Source organism: Pseudomonas sp. NBRC 111127, assembly GCF_001320345.1.
In the GTDB taxonomy this organism is placed as follows: Bacteria; Pseudomonadota; Gammaproteobacteria; order Pseudomonadales; family Pseudomonadaceae; genus Aquipseudomonas; species Aquipseudomonas juntendi.
This window is the reverse complement of record NZ_BCBD01000064.1, coordinates 1-14,115: the sequence shown is the minus strand read 5'-3', so window position 1 is coordinate 14,115 and position 14,115 is coordinate 1. Positions and strand designations below refer to the sequence as shown.

General features: G+C 64.6%; 13 protein-coding genes. 6 read left to right on the top strand and 7 right to left on the bottom strand.

Features of this window, described 5'->3' with window-relative positions:
• Positions 1-78 precede the first annotated feature (78 nt).
• The 4 genes from APH30_RS13750 to tkt all read right to left on the bottom strand — a co-directional run bounded on the left by APH30_RS13750 (position 79) and on the right by tkt (position 4,744).
• Positions 79-330, bottom strand: coding sequence for a hypothetical protein (locus tag APH30_RS13750; RefSeq protein ID WP_029886252.1), 252 nt, complete (start codon positions 328-330; stop codon positions 79-81).
• Positions 330-1,493, bottom strand: coding sequence for a phosphoglycerate kinase (locus APH30_RS13745; RefSeq protein WP_009681377.1), 1,164 nt, complete (start codon positions 1,491-1,493; stop codon positions 330-332). The genes APH30_RS13750 and APH30_RS13745 overlap by 1 nt, the downstream gene beginning before the upstream one ends.
• A gap of 12 nt (positions 1,494-1,505) precedes the next feature.
• Positions 1,506-2,567, bottom strand: a complete 1,062-nt coding sequence (epd, locus tag APH30_RS13740) for an erythrose-4-phosphate dehydrogenase (RefSeq protein WP_009681378.1) — start codon at positions 2,565-2,567, stop codon at positions 1,506-1,508.
• A 179-nt stretch (positions 2,568-2,746) separates the two neighbouring features.
• Positions 2,747-4,744: a transketolase gene (tkt, locus tag APH30_RS13735; protein ID WP_029886254.1), complete on the bottom strand. Its 1,998-nt coding sequence runs from the start codon at positions 4,742-4,744 to the stop codon at positions 2,747-2,749.
• Between the two features lie 249 nt (positions 4,745-4,993).
• Here tkt and APH30_RS13730 point away from each other — a divergent pair, with 249 nt between their 5' ends.
• The 4 genes from APH30_RS13730 to APH30_RS13715 all read left to right on the top strand — a co-directional run bounded on the left by APH30_RS13730 (position 4,994) and on the right by APH30_RS13715 (position 9,555).
• Complete coding sequence (locus tag APH30_RS13730; protein ID WP_009681380.1) at positions 4,994-5,986, top strand: metalloregulator ArsR/SmtB family transcription factor; 993 nt, start codon at positions 4,994-4,996, stop codon at positions 5,984-5,986.
• Between the two features lie 18 nt (positions 5,987-6,004).
• Positions 6,005-7,195 carry a methionine adenosyltransferase gene (gene metK / locus APH30_RS13725; protein ID WP_009681381.1) on the top strand — a complete coding sequence of 397 codons (1,191 nt, stop codon included), beginning with the start codon at positions 6,005-6,007 and terminating at the stop codon, positions 7,193-7,195.
• A 144-nt stretch (positions 7,196-7,339) separates the two neighbouring features.
• Complete coding sequence (ligB, locus tag APH30_RS13720; protein WP_054912850.1) at positions 7,340-9,028, top strand: NAD-dependent DNA ligase LigB; 1,689 nt, start codon at positions 7,340-7,342, stop codon at positions 9,026-9,028.
• Between the two features lie 134 nt (positions 9,029-9,162).
• Complete coding sequence (locus tag APH30_RS13715) at positions 9,163-9,555, top strand: DUF1090 domain-containing protein (protein ID WP_009681384.1); 393 nt, start codon at positions 9,163-9,165, stop codon at positions 9,553-9,555.
• 62 nt (positions 9,556-9,617) lie between these two features.
• Here APH30_RS13715 and APH30_RS13710 read toward each other — a convergent pair whose 3' ends face one another.
• Positions 9,618-10,076 (bottom strand): cytochrome c, encoded by a 459-nt coding sequence (locus APH30_RS13710; protein WP_054912856.1) that lies wholly within the window; start codon positions 10,074-10,076, stop codon positions 9,618-9,620.
• A gap of 119 nt (positions 10,077-10,195) precedes the next feature.
• Between APH30_RS13710 and APH30_RS13705 the strand changes: the two genes are divergently transcribed.
• Positions 10,196-11,347: a murein transglycosylase A gene (locus APH30_RS13705; RefSeq protein ID WP_054912849.1), complete on the top strand. Its 1,152-nt coding sequence runs from the start codon at positions 10,196-10,198 to the stop codon at positions 11,345-11,347.
• Between the two features lie 57 nt (positions 11,348-11,404).
• Here the strand turns inward: APH30_RS13705 and APH30_RS13700 are convergent, their stop codons facing one another.
• Complete coding sequence (locus APH30_RS13700; protein ID WP_009681388.1) at positions 11,405-11,791, bottom strand: MAPEG family protein; 387 nt, start codon at positions 11,789-11,791, stop codon at positions 11,405-11,407.
• Between the two features lie 28 nt (positions 11,792-11,819).
• Positions 11,820-12,653: an EamA family transporter gene (locus tag APH30_RS13695; RefSeq protein WP_054912848.1), complete on the bottom strand. Its 834-nt coding sequence runs from the start codon at positions 12,651-12,653 to the stop codon at positions 11,820-11,822.
• A 199-nt stretch (positions 12,654-12,852) separates the two neighbouring features.
• On the opposite strand from APH30_RS13695, the gene APH30_RS13690 reads away from it, so the two are divergent.
• Complete coding sequence (locus tag APH30_RS13690; protein WP_029886258.1) at positions 12,853-14,088, top strand: sodium:proton antiporter; 1,236 nt, start codon at positions 12,853-12,855, stop codon at positions 14,086-14,088.
• Positions 14,089-14,115: the final 27 nt, after the last annotated feature.

The window sequence follows — 14,115 nt, the reverse complement described above, 5'->3', positions numbered from 1 at the left end:
AGCGGGCAAGCCCGCGAAGGGCGCACGGCGGCTCCTTTCCAAGACCACAAATCAGCCTTCAGGTTGCCTGTTACCCGATCAAGGGCAACCCGGCGCCTTGCGCTGGTGGTCTTCGTCGTACTTTTCCAGGCCTTCCGGGCCCACACGCTTGCTGATCACCGGCACGGTCTCGGCCTGCCACTCGGACTGGTAGCAGCCGCCCTTGGGCGGCTGCGCCGGGTCGTCAGGCGAAGCCGGGCTGCCGGAGCACGCGCTCAGCAGACCCGCCAGCACCATCACAGGCAATTGCTTGACCATCAGGCCACTCCCTTTGCCAGGCGCCGAAGTCATCAGGCCTTGGCCCGCTCTTCCAGGATTGCCACGGCTGGCAGGACCTTGCCCTCGACGAACTCGAGGAACGCGCCGCCACCGGTAGAAATGTAGGAGATTTCCTTGCTAACGCCATATTTGTCGATGGCCGCCAGGGTGTCACCGCCACCGGCGATGGAGAACGCGTCGCTGTCGGCGATGGCCTTGGCCAGCACCTGGGTACCCTTGCCGAACTGATCGAACTCGAACACGCCGACCGGGCCGTTCCACAGGATGGTCTTCGACGACTTCAGCAACTCGGCGAACTGGGCTGCGGTTTGCGGGCCGATGTCCAGGATCATGTCGTCGGCAGCAACATCGGCGATGGCCTTGACGGTGGCTTCGGCATCTTCGGCGAACGCCTTGGCGACCACCACGTCAACCGGCAGCGGCACATTGACCTTGGCAGCGATGGCCTTGGCCGTGTCGACCAGGTCCGGCTCGTACAGCGACTTGCCGACAGGGTGGCCGGCAGCGGCCAGGAAGGTATTGGCAATGCCACCACCGACGATCAGCTGGTCGCAGACCGCGCTCAGGCTGTTCAGCACGTCCAGCTTGGTGGAAACCTTGGAGCCGGCGACGATGGCCGCCATCGGCTTGGCCGGCGCCTTCAGGGCTTTGCCCAGGGCATCCAGCTCGGCAGCCAGCAGCGGGCCTGCAGCTGCAACCTTGGCGAACTTGGCCACACCGTGGGTCGAGCCCTCGGCGCGGTGCGCGGTGCCGAACGCGTCCATGACAAACACGTCGCACAGCGCAGCGTACTGCTGGGCCAGCTCGTCGGCGTTCTTCTTCTCGCCCTTGTTGAAGCGCACGTTCTCGAACAGCACCAGCTCACCGGCCTGCACCGCGACGCCGCCCAGGTAGTCGGCAACCAGCGGCACCTCGCGGCCCAGGGCCTTGCTCAGGTACTCGGCAACCGGCTTGAGGCTGTTTTCGGCAGAGAACTCGCCTTCGGTCGGGCGGCCCAGGTGCGAGCAGACCATTACCGCCGCGCCCTTCTCCAGGGCCAGCTTGATGGTCGGCAGCGCTGCCAGGATGCGCGCGTCGCTGGTTACCACACCGTCCTTCACAGGCACGTTGAGGTCTTCGCGGATCAGTACGCGCTTACCTTGCAGGTCGAGGTCGGTCATCTTCAACACGGTCATGAATGCAGTCCTTCAGGGCTGTTTATTGCGGGTTGGGTGAACGACGTGCAGATAGTGTTCGGCAACGTCGAGCATACGGTTGGCGAACCCCCATTCGTTATCGAACCAGGCCAGCAGGTTGACCAGGCGGGGCCCGGCAACACGCGTCTGGCTGGCATCGACGATCGCCGAATGCGGGTCATGGTTGAAATCACAGCTGGCATGCGGCAGCTCGGTGTAGGCCAGCAAGCCTTTCAGCGGGCCGGCCAGCGCGGCCTCGCGCAGCACCCGGTTGACCTCGGCGGCACTGGTGTCGCGGGCGGTCTGCAGGGTGATGTCCAGGCAAGACACGTTGACGGTCGGCACGCGTACCGCTTTGGCCTGGATTCGCCCGGCAAGTTCCGGAAGCAGGCGCTCGATACCGCGCGCCAGACCAGTGGACACCGGTATCACCGACTGGAAGGCCGAACGGGTGCGGCGCAAGTCTTCGTGGTGATAGGCGTCGATCACCGGCTGGTCGTTCATCGCCGAGTGGATGGTGGTGATCTGCACGTACTCGATGCCGAACGCCTGGTCCAGCACACGCAACAGGGGCACGCCGCAGTTGGTGGTGCAGGAGGCATTGGAAACCAGCCGCTCCTGGCCGGTCAGGCAAGCCTGGTTGATGCCATAGACCACGGTGGCATCGACATCGGCCTCGCTGGCCATGGGCTGGGAGAACAGCACGCGCGGGGCACCGGCATCGAGGAAGCGCTGGCCGTCGGCGCGGGTGTTGTAGGCACCGGAGCACTCCAGCACCAGGTCGATACCCAGGGCAGCCCAATCGATGCCTTCGGGGGTGGCGCTGCGCATGACTTTCACGCAGTCGCCATTGATATGCAGACAGTCGCCGTCGACCTTCACCTGGCCAGGGAAGCGGCCATGGGTGGAGTCGAAGCGAGTCAGGTACTCCAGGCTGGCCTGGTCGGCCAGGTCATTCAGCGCAACGATCTCGAAACCGGCCTTCGCCCCCCGCTCGAACAGCGCGCGCAGGACACAGCGGCCGATACGGCCATAACCGTTGAGTGCAACTTTGTAGGGACGCAGGTGGGGCATTCGTTGGCTCGCTAACGCATGATGGCGGTTGGGGCCGCGTGGCGGCCCATCGCGACGCAAGGCCGCTCCCACAGGGTGCGGCATGCGCAGTACCCTGTAGGAGCGGCCTTGTGTCGCGATGGAGGGCAGAGCCCTCCCCTTGCACGACCTGGAGGGCGTCACTGCCCTCCCGGGTTACATCAGTCTTCCAGCAGCTCTTCGGCAGTACCGAGGATGTTCTCCAGGGTGAAGCCGAACTCCTCGAACAGGGCCGAAGCCGGCGCCGACTCACCGTAGGTGGTCATGCCGATCACGCGGCCTTCCAGGCCGACGTACTTGTACCAGAAGTCGGCGTGGGCGGCTTCGATGGCGATGCGCGCACCCACTTCCAGCGGCAGCACGGACTGCTTGTAGGCAGCATCCTGGGCATCGAACACGCTGGTGCACGGCATGGAAACCACGCGCACCTTGCGGCCCTGCTCGGTCAGCTTGTCGAAGGCCTGAACCGCCAGGCCCACTTCCGAACCGGTAGCGATCAGGATCAGCTCAGGCTCGCCTGCACAGTCCTTGAGCACATAGCCTCCACGGCTGATGTCGGCGATCTGCTGCGCGCTGCGCGCCTGGTGCTGCAGGTTCTGGCGCGAGAAGATCAGCGCCGAAGGGCCGTCCTTGCGCTCCAGGGCGTTTTTCCAGGACACAGCGGATTCAACGGCGTCAGCCGGGCGCCAGGTGTCCAGGTTCGGCGTGCTGCGCAGGCTGGTCAGCTGCTCGATCGGCTGGTGGGTAGGGCCGTCTTCGCCCAGGCCGATGGAGTCGTGGGTATACACATGGATCACACGCTGCTTCATCAGCGCCGACATGCGCACGGCGTTGCGGGCGTATTCCATGAACATCAGGAAGGTCGCGCCGTAAGGCACCAGGCCGCCGTGCAGGGCAACACCGTTCATGATGGCGGTCATGCCGAACTCGCGTACGCCATAGAACACGTAGTTGCCGCTGGCGTCATTGGCTTCGACGCCCTTGCAGCCCTTCCACAGGGTCAGGTTGGAGCCGGCCAGGTCGGCCGAACCGCCGAGGAACTCGGGCAGCAGCGGGCCGAAGGCGTTCAGGGCGTTCTGGCTGGCCTTGCGGCTGGCGATGGTTTCACCCTTGGCAGCCACTTCTTCGATGTAGGCCTGGGCCTTGGCACTGAAGTCGGCCGGCAGTTCGCCGCGGGTACGGCGCTTGAACTCGGCAGCCAGCTCCGGGTAAGCCTTGGCGTAGGCGTCGAAGCGCTGGTTCCACTCGGCTTCGACCTGGGCACCGGCAGCCTTGGCATCCCACTCGGCATAGATGTCGGCCGGGATTTCGAACGGGCCATAGTTCCAGTTCAGGGCCTGGCGGGTCAGGGCGATTTCGTCGTTGCCCAGCGGTGCGCCGTGGCAGTCTTCCTTGCCCTGCTTGTTCGGCGAACCGAAACCGATGGTGGTCTTGCAGCAGATCAGGGTCGGGCGATCGCTCTTGCGGGCGGTTTCGATGGCGGTCTTGATCTCGTCGGCGTCATGGCCGTCGACGTTGCGGATCACCTGCCAGTTGTAGGCTTCGAAGCGCGCCGGGGTGTTGTCGGTGAACCAGCCGTGCACTTCGCCGTCGATGGAGATGCCGTTGTCGTCGTAGAAGGCGACCAGCTTGTTCAGGCCCAGGGTGCCGGCCAGCGAGGCGACTTCGTGGGAGATGCCTTCCATCATGCAGCCATCGCCCAGGAACACATAAGTGTTGTGGTCGACGATGGTGTGGCCGTCACGGTTGAACTGGGCAGCCAGCACTTTTTCTGCCAGGGCGAAGCCCACGGCGTTGGCGATACCCTGGCCGAGCGGGCCGGTGGTGGTCTCCACGCCCGGGGTGTAGCCGTATTCCGGGTGGCCCGGGGTGCGGCTGTGCAACTGACGGAAGGCCTTGAGGTCGTCGATCGACAGGTCGTAGCCGGTCAGGTGCAGCAGCGAGTAGATCAGCATCGAGCCGTGGCCGTTGGACAGCACGAAGCGGTCGCGGTCGGCGAAGTGCGGGTTGCTCGGGTTGTGTTTCAGGTAGTCACGCCACAGTACTTCGGCGATATCCGCCATGCCCATGGGGGCACCTGGGTGGCCGCTATTAGCCTTTTGCACGGCATCCATGCTGAGGGCGCGAATGGCGTTGGCACGTTCACGACGGCTGGGCATCGCTGGTCTCCTGGGGGCTTGTAGAGGTGGTGTCACGAAAAAGACGACCATTTTCGCCCACTGGGGGGCTTGGGGCAAACATTTAAGCGCCAAGCGGCCAGCTTTAAGCTTCAAGAAAGAAGCAGGGGCCGAGCCGGACTGCTCTGGAGCCTGTAGCGTGCAGTTTGAAGGCTGCAACTCATCGCCAATATCAAAACTTTTTGATATTGCCCTTGCTAGGGCACCAATGCCTGACTAGACTGCCCGCCCATGAACCTCCGTGTGCAATCGATCCCCGAGCAATGCGAAACATTGGCCGCCCTGTGCAAGGCCAGTGGCGACGCCTTGCGCCTGAACGTGCTGCGGGCCCTGGCCAACGACTCGTTCGGTGTACTGGAGCTGGCCCAGATCTTCGGCATCGGGCAGTCGGGCATGAGCCACCACCTCAAGGTGCTGGCCCAGGCAGAGCTGGTCGCCACCCGCCGTGAAGGCAATGCCATCTTCTACCGCCGCGCCCTGCCCGACAGCCTGCGCCTGGGTGGCCGGCTGCACGCGGCGCTGCTGGAAGAGGTGGATGCCCTGGCCCTGCCGGCCGATGTGCAGGCGCGCATCGCGCAGGTCCAGCAACGCCGCGCGGTCACCAGCCAGGACTTCTTCCTGCGCGTGGAAGAAAAGTTCCGCGCCCAGCAAGACCTGATCGCCGGCCTGCCGCAGTACCGCGAGAGCCTGCTGGCGCTGCTCGACAAGCTGCATTTCGACCCGGCGGCCAGTGCCCTGGAAGTCGGCCCCGGCGACGGTGGTTTTCTGCCCGACCTGGCCCGGCGCTTTGCCCACGTCACTGCACTGGACAACAGCGCGACCATGCTCGAACTGGCGCGCCAGGTGTGCCAGCGCGAGGGGCTCGACAATGTGACCCTGCAGTTGGCCGATGCACTGGGTGCCACGGATGTGGCCGCCGACTGCGTTGTGCTGAACATGGTACTGCACCATTTCAGCGACCCGGCCCTGGCCTTGCGCCAGCTGGCCAAACGGGTGAAGGCAGGCGGCAGCCTGCTGGTCACCGAGTTGTGCAGCCATGACCAGGGGTGGGCCCGCGAAGCCTGCGGCGACCTGTGGCTTGGCTTTGAACAGGACGACCTGGCCCGCTGGGCCAACGCGGCCGGGCTGGCCCATGCGGACAGCCTGTACGTGGGCTTGCGCAACGGCTTCCAGATCCAGGTCCGGCACTTCCAGCGCACGGCTGGCGACATACACCATCGGTAAATTTCAGGAACCTTCGAGATGAGCGAATACTCCCTTTTCACCTCCGAGTCCGTGTCCGAAGGGCATCCGGACAAGATCGCCGACCAGATTTCGGACGCAGTCCTCGATGCCATCATCGCCCAGGACAAATACGCCCGCGTAGCGTGTGAAACACTGGTCAAGACCGGTGTTGCCATCATCGCCGGCGAGGTCACCACCTCGGCCTGGGTCGACCTGGAAGACCTGGTGCGCAAAGTCATCATCGATATCGGCTACAACAGCTCCGACGTCGGCTTCGACGGCGCCACCTGCGCCGTGATGAACATCATCGGCAAGCAGTCGGTAGACATCGCCCAGGGCGTCGACCGCTCCAAGCCGGAAGACCAGGGCGCCGGCGACCAGGGCCTGATGTTCGGTTATGCCAGCAACGAAACCGAAGTGCTGATGCCGGCGCCTATCTGCTTCTCGCACCGCCTGGTCGAGCGCCAGGCCGAAGCACGCAAGTCCGGCCTGCTGCCATGGCTGCGCCCGGATGCCAAGTCGCAGGTCACCTGCCGCTATGAAAACGGCAAGGTCGTAGGCATCGACGCAGTGGTACTGTCGACCCAGCACAACCCTGAGGTTTCGCAGAAAGACCTGCAAGAAGCGGTGATGGAGCTGATCGTCAAGCACACCCTGCCTGCCGAACTGCTGCACAAAGGTACCCAGTACCACATCAACCCGACCGGCAACTTCATCATCGGTGGCCCGGTGGGCGACTGCGGCCTGACCGGCCGCAAGATCATCGTCGACTCCTACGGCGGCATGGCGCGTCACGGTGGTGGTGCGTTCTCCGGCAAGGACCCGTCCAAGGTCGACCGCTCCGCCGCCTACGCCGGCCGCTACGTGGCCAAGAACATCGTCGCCGCCGGCCTGGCCGAGCGTTGCGAGATCCAGGTGTCGTACGCCATTGGCGTGGCCCAGCCGACCTCCATCTCGATCAACACCTTCGGTACCGGCAAGGTCTCCGACGAGAAGATCATCCAGCTGGTGCGCGAGTGCTTCGACCTGCGCCCGTACGCGATCACCACCATGCTCGACCTGCTGCACCCGATGTACCAGGAAACCGCTGCCTACGGCCACTTCGGCCGTACCCCGCAGCAGAAGACTGTCGGCGACGACACCTTCACCACCTTCACCTGGGAGCGTACCGACCGCGCCCAGTCGCTGCGTGACGCTGCTGGCCTGTAAGTTTTCCTGCAGCGCCGGACGAAAGCCCCTGCCGAGCGATCGGCAGGGGCTTTTTCATGACATATCGACTCACAATCGCTTACCGGCAATGCCTGCCAGCTTGCCTACGCTGAGGGGCCAACCCGCCATGCAAGGATGCAGGCCATGCCGCTCATGCTGTTCATTACCCTGCTGGGGGTGCTCGCCGCGCCACTGGCGCACGCCAGCTCATGCCCCGGCTGGAACCCCCAGCAAGTCGCCAGCGAGGTTGCCCAACTGCGGAAAACCCTTGGCAGCTGGGACGACCACTACCATCGCCAAGGCATTGCCTTGGTACCTGATGAGCTTTATGACCAGAGCCGCCAACGCCTCGCGCAGTTGCAGCAGTGCTTCGGCCTGGCCGGTGGCCCTGCGCCCCTGGCCAACGCGGGCGGCCCGGTACCCCACCCCATTCCCCACACGGGTATCGACAAGCTGCACGACCGCCACGCCGTGCAGCGCTGGCTGGCCGGCAAGGCCGATGTCTGGGTCCAGCCCAAGGTCGATGGCGTGGCGGTGTCGCTCATTTACCGAGAGGGCCGCCTGGTGCAGCTGATCAGCCGGGGCAACGGCGCCCAAGGGCACGACTGGAGCCGCCACATCCCCCAGCTGGGTAGCATCACCCGCCAGCTGCCGCAGGCCATGGACCTGCAGTTGCAGGGTGAGCTGTACCTGCGCTTGAACGCGCATGTTCAGGCCCAGGCGGGCGGCGCCAAGGCGCGCGATACCGTGGCCGGGTTACTCGCCCGCAAGCGCCTGAGCAGCGAACAAGGCGAGGCGGTGGGCCTGTTCGTCTGGGACTGGCCGCAAGGCCCCGAGCAACAGGCCGAACGCCTCGCGCAGCTGGCACAGCTGGGCTTTGCCGACAGCCAGCGCTACAGCGTTGCCATCAATACGCTGGATGAGGCGGCCCAATGGCGTGAACACTGGTACCACGCTGCCCTGCCCTTCGCCAGCGATGGTGTGGTGCTGCGCCAGGGTAGCCGGCCACCCGCTGAGCGGTGGCAGGCCAAGGCACCGTACTGGCTCGCCGCCTGGAAGTACCCGTACATGCAAGCATTGGCCGAAGTTCGCGACGTGCGCTTTCGGGTCGGTCGTACCGGGCGGGTCACGCCCGTGCTGCACCTGCTGCCGGTAACCCTCGACAACCGACGGGTCACGCAAGTGAGCATGGGTTCGCTGGCGCGCTGGCACAGCCTGGACATTCGCCCTGGGGACCAGGTGGCGGTGAGCCTGGCCGGGCTGACCATTCCGCGCCTGGAGCAGGTGGTACACCGCGCTGTCGAGCGCGTGCCGGTAGCGGCACCGGCAGCCGGCCAGTATCACGCCCACAGTTGCTGGCAGGCCAGCGTGGGCTGTGAAGAACAGTTCATTGCCCGCCTGGCATGGCTGAGCGGCAAGCACGGCCTGGCCCTGCCGCGCACCGGGCCGGGCACTTGGCGCCGGCTGGTCGCAGCCGGGCTGGCAACCTCGCTCACTGACTGGCTGCAACTGGATGCCACACGCCTGAGCGAGGTTGCAGGAATCAGTGAGCGAACGGCAGCCCAGTTGCGCAGCAGTTTCGACGATGCCCGCACCCGGTCGTTTGACCAGTGGCTACGGGGGCTGGGCGCTCCCCTGCCCAATGGCATGCAGATTACCGGCGACTGGCAAGCACTGGCGGCCCGCACGGCTGACACTTGGCAGGTATTACCCGGCATTGGCGAAAAGCGCGCACGACAACTGGTGGATTTTTTTGCAGCCGCCGAGGTTCGAGCCATAGCAACGCAGCTGGGCGAGCACGGTATCGAAGGCTTTGAGCGCCCTAAGCAATGATTTTTTACCAATTAGCCTGTAGGAAATCCCTGAGATTCAAGCGGAAATACCCGGCAAGGGTTTCTAAAAGGACAAAACCAAGGCAGGATTTCACCCTAATTTTTTGCTGCCCCGCCCCGTCCAGGAGGCTTTTCATGAAACGTATTTCCACCCTTTTCCTGCTCGCGACCATTGCGGCGGCCGCAGGCACCGCCCAGGCTGCCCAGCCGGATGCCGGCCTGACTGGCTGCGCCGCCAAGCGCAGCGCCATCGAGAACCAGCTGAAGATTGCCCGTGACCACGGCAACAGCGACCAGGTCGCAGGCCTGGAAGCAGCGCTGCGCGGGGTCGACAACTGCACCGACGCAAGCCTGCGCAAGGAACGCGAGCAAAAGGTCCTCGACGCCCGTCATGAAGTGGCGCAGCGCGAAAAAGACCTGAAGAAGGCCGAGAAAAAGGGCGACGCCGAGAAGATCAACAAGCGCAAGGACAAACTCGCCGAGTCGCGCAAAGAGCTGCAGGAAGCAGTAGACGATCTCGACCGCTGAGGTATCTGACTTGCAAGTGCGGTCTTTGTGGGAGCCTCAGGTTTGTGCAAACAGCACAGCCCTTAATGATTGCGGAACTCGCTATGGCAGGCCTTGCAGGCCGCCTCGACCTTGTCCATCGGCGCTTTCAGTTGCGCAGGGTCCAGCGGCTGCGTGCGGGTCACATCGACCAGTTCGCCGGTCACGCCTTCCAGCTGCCGGGCCAGCTCATGGAAGCGCGCCTGGCGCTCCCACACTGCGGCACGGGCACTGCTGTCACCGCCATCGCGTACCTGCGGGAAGTGCTGCCACGGCTGGTGCGAAAGGTTGTCCAGTTGCAGTGCACCGCCGGCAAACTTCACCCCGTCGAACGGCAACCGGCCACGCAACATGCCGCCCAGGTCTTCGCTGGTCTTGAGCATGTCCTTGAAGATGACCTTGCGCTTGCCCAGCGGCGAGTTGGGGTCAACCCGCTCGCAACCACTCAAGGCTGCACCCAGGGCCACTGCTGCCAGCACTACAACGGTCAATCGCTTCAACATGACGCTCACTTCGGCCTGCGAAAAGGGGCGGCCAGTATCGCTGCCCCGCAGCCAAACACCAATAGCCACATAAAAAACAGGGGCGAATCTTCATGTTCACCCACCACAGGAATGCACACATGAAATCTGCCCTGCGCCACCTGGCCTGGACATTCCCGGTACTGGCCCTGCTGGCTGGCTGCAATGGCGGCGAGAGCGCCAAGCCCGAGCCGCATGCGGTAGCCACCTACGCCCCCGCCACCTGGAAAGACCTGCCCGCAGTCAGTGACGAAGACTTGCTGGCCGGGTTCTACGCCTGGCGCAGCGGTTGCGAAAAACTCAAGCGCGACCCGGTGTGGGCCGCGACCTGCGAAGCGGCGGGTAGCGCCCAGGCCAGTGCCGCGCAGGTGCGCACCTTCCTGGAGCAGAACCTGGAGGTCTACGGCCTGCGCTCGGCCGAGAACAACGCCAACGGCCTGATCACCGGCTACTACGAACCGGTCTACCCCGGCAGCCTGAGCCCATCGAAAACCAACCATGTGGCGGTTTACGGCGTGCCCGAGGACATGATCGTCGTCGACCTGGCCAGCGTGTACCCCGAACTCAAGGGCAAGCGCTTGCGTGGCCGCCTCGAGGGTCGGGTGCTCAAGCCTTACGACACCGCCGAGGTGATCAACCGTGACGGCGTGAAAGCCCCCGTGCTGGCCTGGCTGAGCGACCCGATGGACCTGCAGTTCCTGCAGATCCAGGGCTCAGGCCGGATCCAGCTGGAAGATGGCCGCCAGTTGCGCCTGGGCTATGCCGATCAGAACGGCCACCCCTACCGGCCGATCGGTCGCTGGCTGGTCGAGCAGGGCCAGTTGAAAAAGGACGAGGTGAGCATGGGCGCCATCCATGCCTGGGCCCAGGCGAACCCCCAGCGCGTTGGGGAGTTGCTTGCCAGCAACCCAAGCTACGTGTTCTTCAGCACCCGCCCGGACAGCAACGAGGGCCCGCGCGGTTCGCTTAACGTACCGCTGACCGCAGGCTACAGCGTGGCCATCGACCGCAAGGTGATCCCCCTGGGTAGCCTGTTGTGGTTGTCCACCACGCGCCCCGACGGCTCGCCGGTGGTGCGCCCGGTTGGCGCCCAGGATACGGGCGGCGCCATTGCTGGCGAAGTGCGTGCCGACCTGTTCTGGGGTACCGGGCCCGAGGCCGGCGAGTTGGCGGGGAACATGAAGCAGCAAGGGCAGATCTGGATGCTCTGGCCCAAGGGCCAGCCGCTGCCAGAGGTGCCCAAGGTTCCTTGACGTTGCGCGGGCCCTGAGGGGGCGGCTTCAGCCGTGCCACAGGGCCCACGCAGACCTTCAGATGGAAACCACGAAGAACGCCACGATGATCGCCAGCCCGGCCAGCCATACCAGCGAGCGCAAGGCAGCCCAGTCGGCCAGGTAGCAAATGATGTAGAGCAGCCGGCTGGTGATGTACATCACCCCCAGCACATCCTGGGTCACCTGCTCGGCATTGCCGACAATGTCTGCCACCAGCACGGCTGCGGCGAACGCCGGAAATGCCTCGTAGCTGTTCTGCTGCGCAGCATGCGCGCGGCGTGGCAGCCCGGACAGCGTATCGAGGAAGGCACGCGGGTCATGGTTGTCCCGCATGCCAAAGCGGCCACTGCTGACCTTGGCGATCAAGGCACACAGCGGCGGCAGGAACAGCGCGATCAGGATGCACCACAAAGCGACGGTCATAGGCAGGACTCCTTGTTCAGTCTTCAGGTCAGAGCTTCATTACCAGCATGCCGGCCAGCACCAGCCCGCAAGCTAGGAGTCTTGGGCCGCCAAAAGGTTCTTTGAGGTAGCGCATACCCAGTAACACCACCAGCACCACGCTCAATTCCCGCAATGCCGCAGCCTCGGCCACAGAGCCCAGGTGCATGGCCCACAGCACCAGCGCGTAGCTGAACAGCACACAGAACCCTACCGCCAGCCCCAGGCGCCACTGGCTGCGCCAGAACGCTACGAAGGGCGCACGCCGCGCCACACTGGCCAGTAGCGGGAATGGCCAGGCACTGAGCAGGGTCAGCCACACCAGGTAATCCCACGGCTTGCCCCACAGGCGCACGGCCTGCCCGTCGAACCAGGTGTAGCACCCGATGCACAGGCCGATCAGGGCCACCACCGGTAGCATCGCCCAGGGCAGCCGGTCACCGCCGCCGCCCTGCCACAGCAGGCAGGCCATGCCGCACGGAATCAGCAGGATCCCGATGATCTGCTGCTGGCTCAGCGACTCCCCGGCAAACGCCAGGGTCAAGCCCAGCACCACCAGCGGCGACAACCCGCGCATCAGAGGGTAGACCAGGCCCAGGTCACCCACCCGGTAGGCCTGGATCAGCAGGTAGCGGTACAGCTGCTCGGCCAGCGCCGAAGCCAGCAGCCACGGCCAGATACTGGCCGGTGGCAGTTGCACGAACGGCAGCGCCAGCACGGCGAAGGCCAAGGCCACGGTGTCCATGCTGGCAATGACCAGCAGCCGCTCGCCGCTGAATTTGATCAGGGTGTTCCAGGTCGCGTGCAGCAGCGCGGCGACCAGCACCAAGGATGTTGCCACCACGTCTTGTTTTCCTTATGGCTTTCGTGGCTGTGAATATAGAGCGTTCGCGGCCCATTGTGCGGCCAATCGCCGGCCCCAGAATGGGAACGTTCGCAACGAATTCGGTCAAAGGCTGTGTCCCGAACCCCTCGCCAGGTCATCAAAGAACTGCCCGAGCCATTCGGGTTACGACTTGGAAGCCACTGTTACAGGATTCGGGATGCTTGAATTAGTTGCCGCGTTTATCTGCCTGACCACCCTCCTCACCTATGTGAACTACCGTTTCATCGGCCTGCCGCCCGCCATCGGCGTGATGGTCACGGCGCTGTTGTTTTCCCTGATGCTGCAAGGCCTGAGCCTGATCGGCTTCCCTGGCCTGGAAGAGCGCGTCGAAGGCCTGATGAACCAGATCGACTTCAATGACCTGCTGATGCACTGGATGCTGGCATTTCTGCTGTTTGCCGGCGCCCTGCACGTCAACCTCACCGACCTGCGCAGCTACCGCTGGCCAATCGGGCTACTGGCGACCGTGGGCGTGCTGATTGCCACCGTGGTCATCGGCTACCTGTCGCATTGGGTCTTTGCCATGTTCGGCTGGCAGGTTCCGCTGATCTACTGCCTGCTGTTCGGTGCACTGATTTCACCGACCGACCCGATTGCCGTGCTCGGTGCGCTGCGTACCGCCAATGCGCCGAAACCCTTGAAGACCACCATCGTCGGCGAGTCGTTGTTCAACGACGGTACCGCCGTGGTGGTGTTCACCGTGTTGCTGGGCATCATCCAGCTGGGCGAAACCCCAAGCATCAGCGACACGGCGGTGCTGTTCGCCCGCGAGGCCATTGGCGGTGTGCTCTTCGGCGGCCTGATCGGCTACGCCACCTACCGCATGATCAAGAGCGTGGAGCAGTACCAGGTCGAGGTCATGCTGACCCTGGCACTGGTGATCGGCGGCTCGGCGATGTGCTACGAGCTGCACGTGTCGGCGCCGATCGCCATGGTGGTGGCGGGCCTGATCATCGGCAACCTGGGGCGCAACCTGGCCATGAACGACATGACCCGCCGCTACATGGACGGTTTCTGGGAGCTGATCGATGACATGCTCAATGCGCTGCTGTTCGCCCTGATCGGCCTGGAGCTGTTGCTGCTGCCGTTCAACTGGATGCACCTGGCCGCTGGCGGCGTGCTGGCGCTGGCGGTACTGCTGTCGCGGTTGCTGACCGTGGCCCCAGCCATCGTGCTGTTGCGGCGCTGGCGGCCGGTGCCCAAAGGTACGGTGCGGGTACTGACCTGGGGGGGCTTGCGTGGCGGGGTCTCGGTGGCCCTGGCGCTGTCGCTGCCCTTGGGCGATGAGCGCGACCTGCTGCTGTCGATTACCTACATCGTGGTGCTCTCGTCGATCCTGGTGCAGGGCTTGAGCATCGGGCGGGTGGTGCGCAAGGTCAGCGCCCAGCCTTGAGAATGCCGGGGCCGCTCTGCGGCCCAT

Coding starts and splice junctions, on each gene's coding strand:
- APH30_RS13750 (WP_029886252.1), bottom strand. CDS start 330: ATGACTTCGGCGCCTGGCAAAGGGAGTGGCCTGATGGTCAAGCAATTG.
- APH30_RS13745 (WP_009681377.1), bottom strand. CDS start 1,493: ATGACCGTGTTGAAGATGACCGACCTCGACCTGCAAGGTAAGCGCGTA.
- epd (WP_009681378.1), bottom strand. CDS start 2,567: ATGCCCCACCTGCGTCCCTACAAAGTTGCACTCAACGGTTATGGCCGT.
- tkt (WP_029886254.1), bottom strand. CDS start 4,744: ATGCCCAGCCGTCGTGAACGTGCCAACGCCATTCGCGCCCTCAGCATG.
- APH30_RS13730 (WP_009681380.1), top strand. CDS start 4,994: ATGAACCTCCGTGTGCAATCGATCCCCGAGCAATGCGAAACATTGGCC.
- metK (WP_009681381.1), top strand. CDS start 6,005: ATGAGCGAATACTCCCTTTTCACCTCCGAGTCCGTGTCCGAAGGGCAT.
- ligB (WP_054912850.1), top strand. CDS start 7,340: ATGCCGCTCATGCTGTTCATTACCCTGCTGGGGGTGCTCGCCGCGCCA.
- APH30_RS13715 (WP_009681384.1), top strand. CDS start 9,163: ATGAAACGTATTTCCACCCTTTTCCTGCTCGCGACCATTGCGGCGGCC.
- APH30_RS13710 (WP_054912856.1), bottom strand. CDS start 10,076: ATGTTGAAGCGATTGACCGTTGTAGTGCTGGCAGCAGTGGCCCTGGGT.
- APH30_RS13705 (WP_054912849.1), top strand. CDS start 10,196: ATGAAATCTGCCCTGCGCCACCTGGCCTGGACATTCCCGGTACTGGCC.
- APH30_RS13700 (WP_009681388.1), bottom strand. CDS start 11,791: ATGACCGTCGCTTTGTGGTGCATCCTGATCGCGCTGTTCCTGCCGCCG.
- APH30_RS13690 (WP_029886258.1), top strand. CDS start 12,853: ATGCTTGAATTAGTTGCCGCGTTTATCTGCCTGACCACCCTCCTCACC.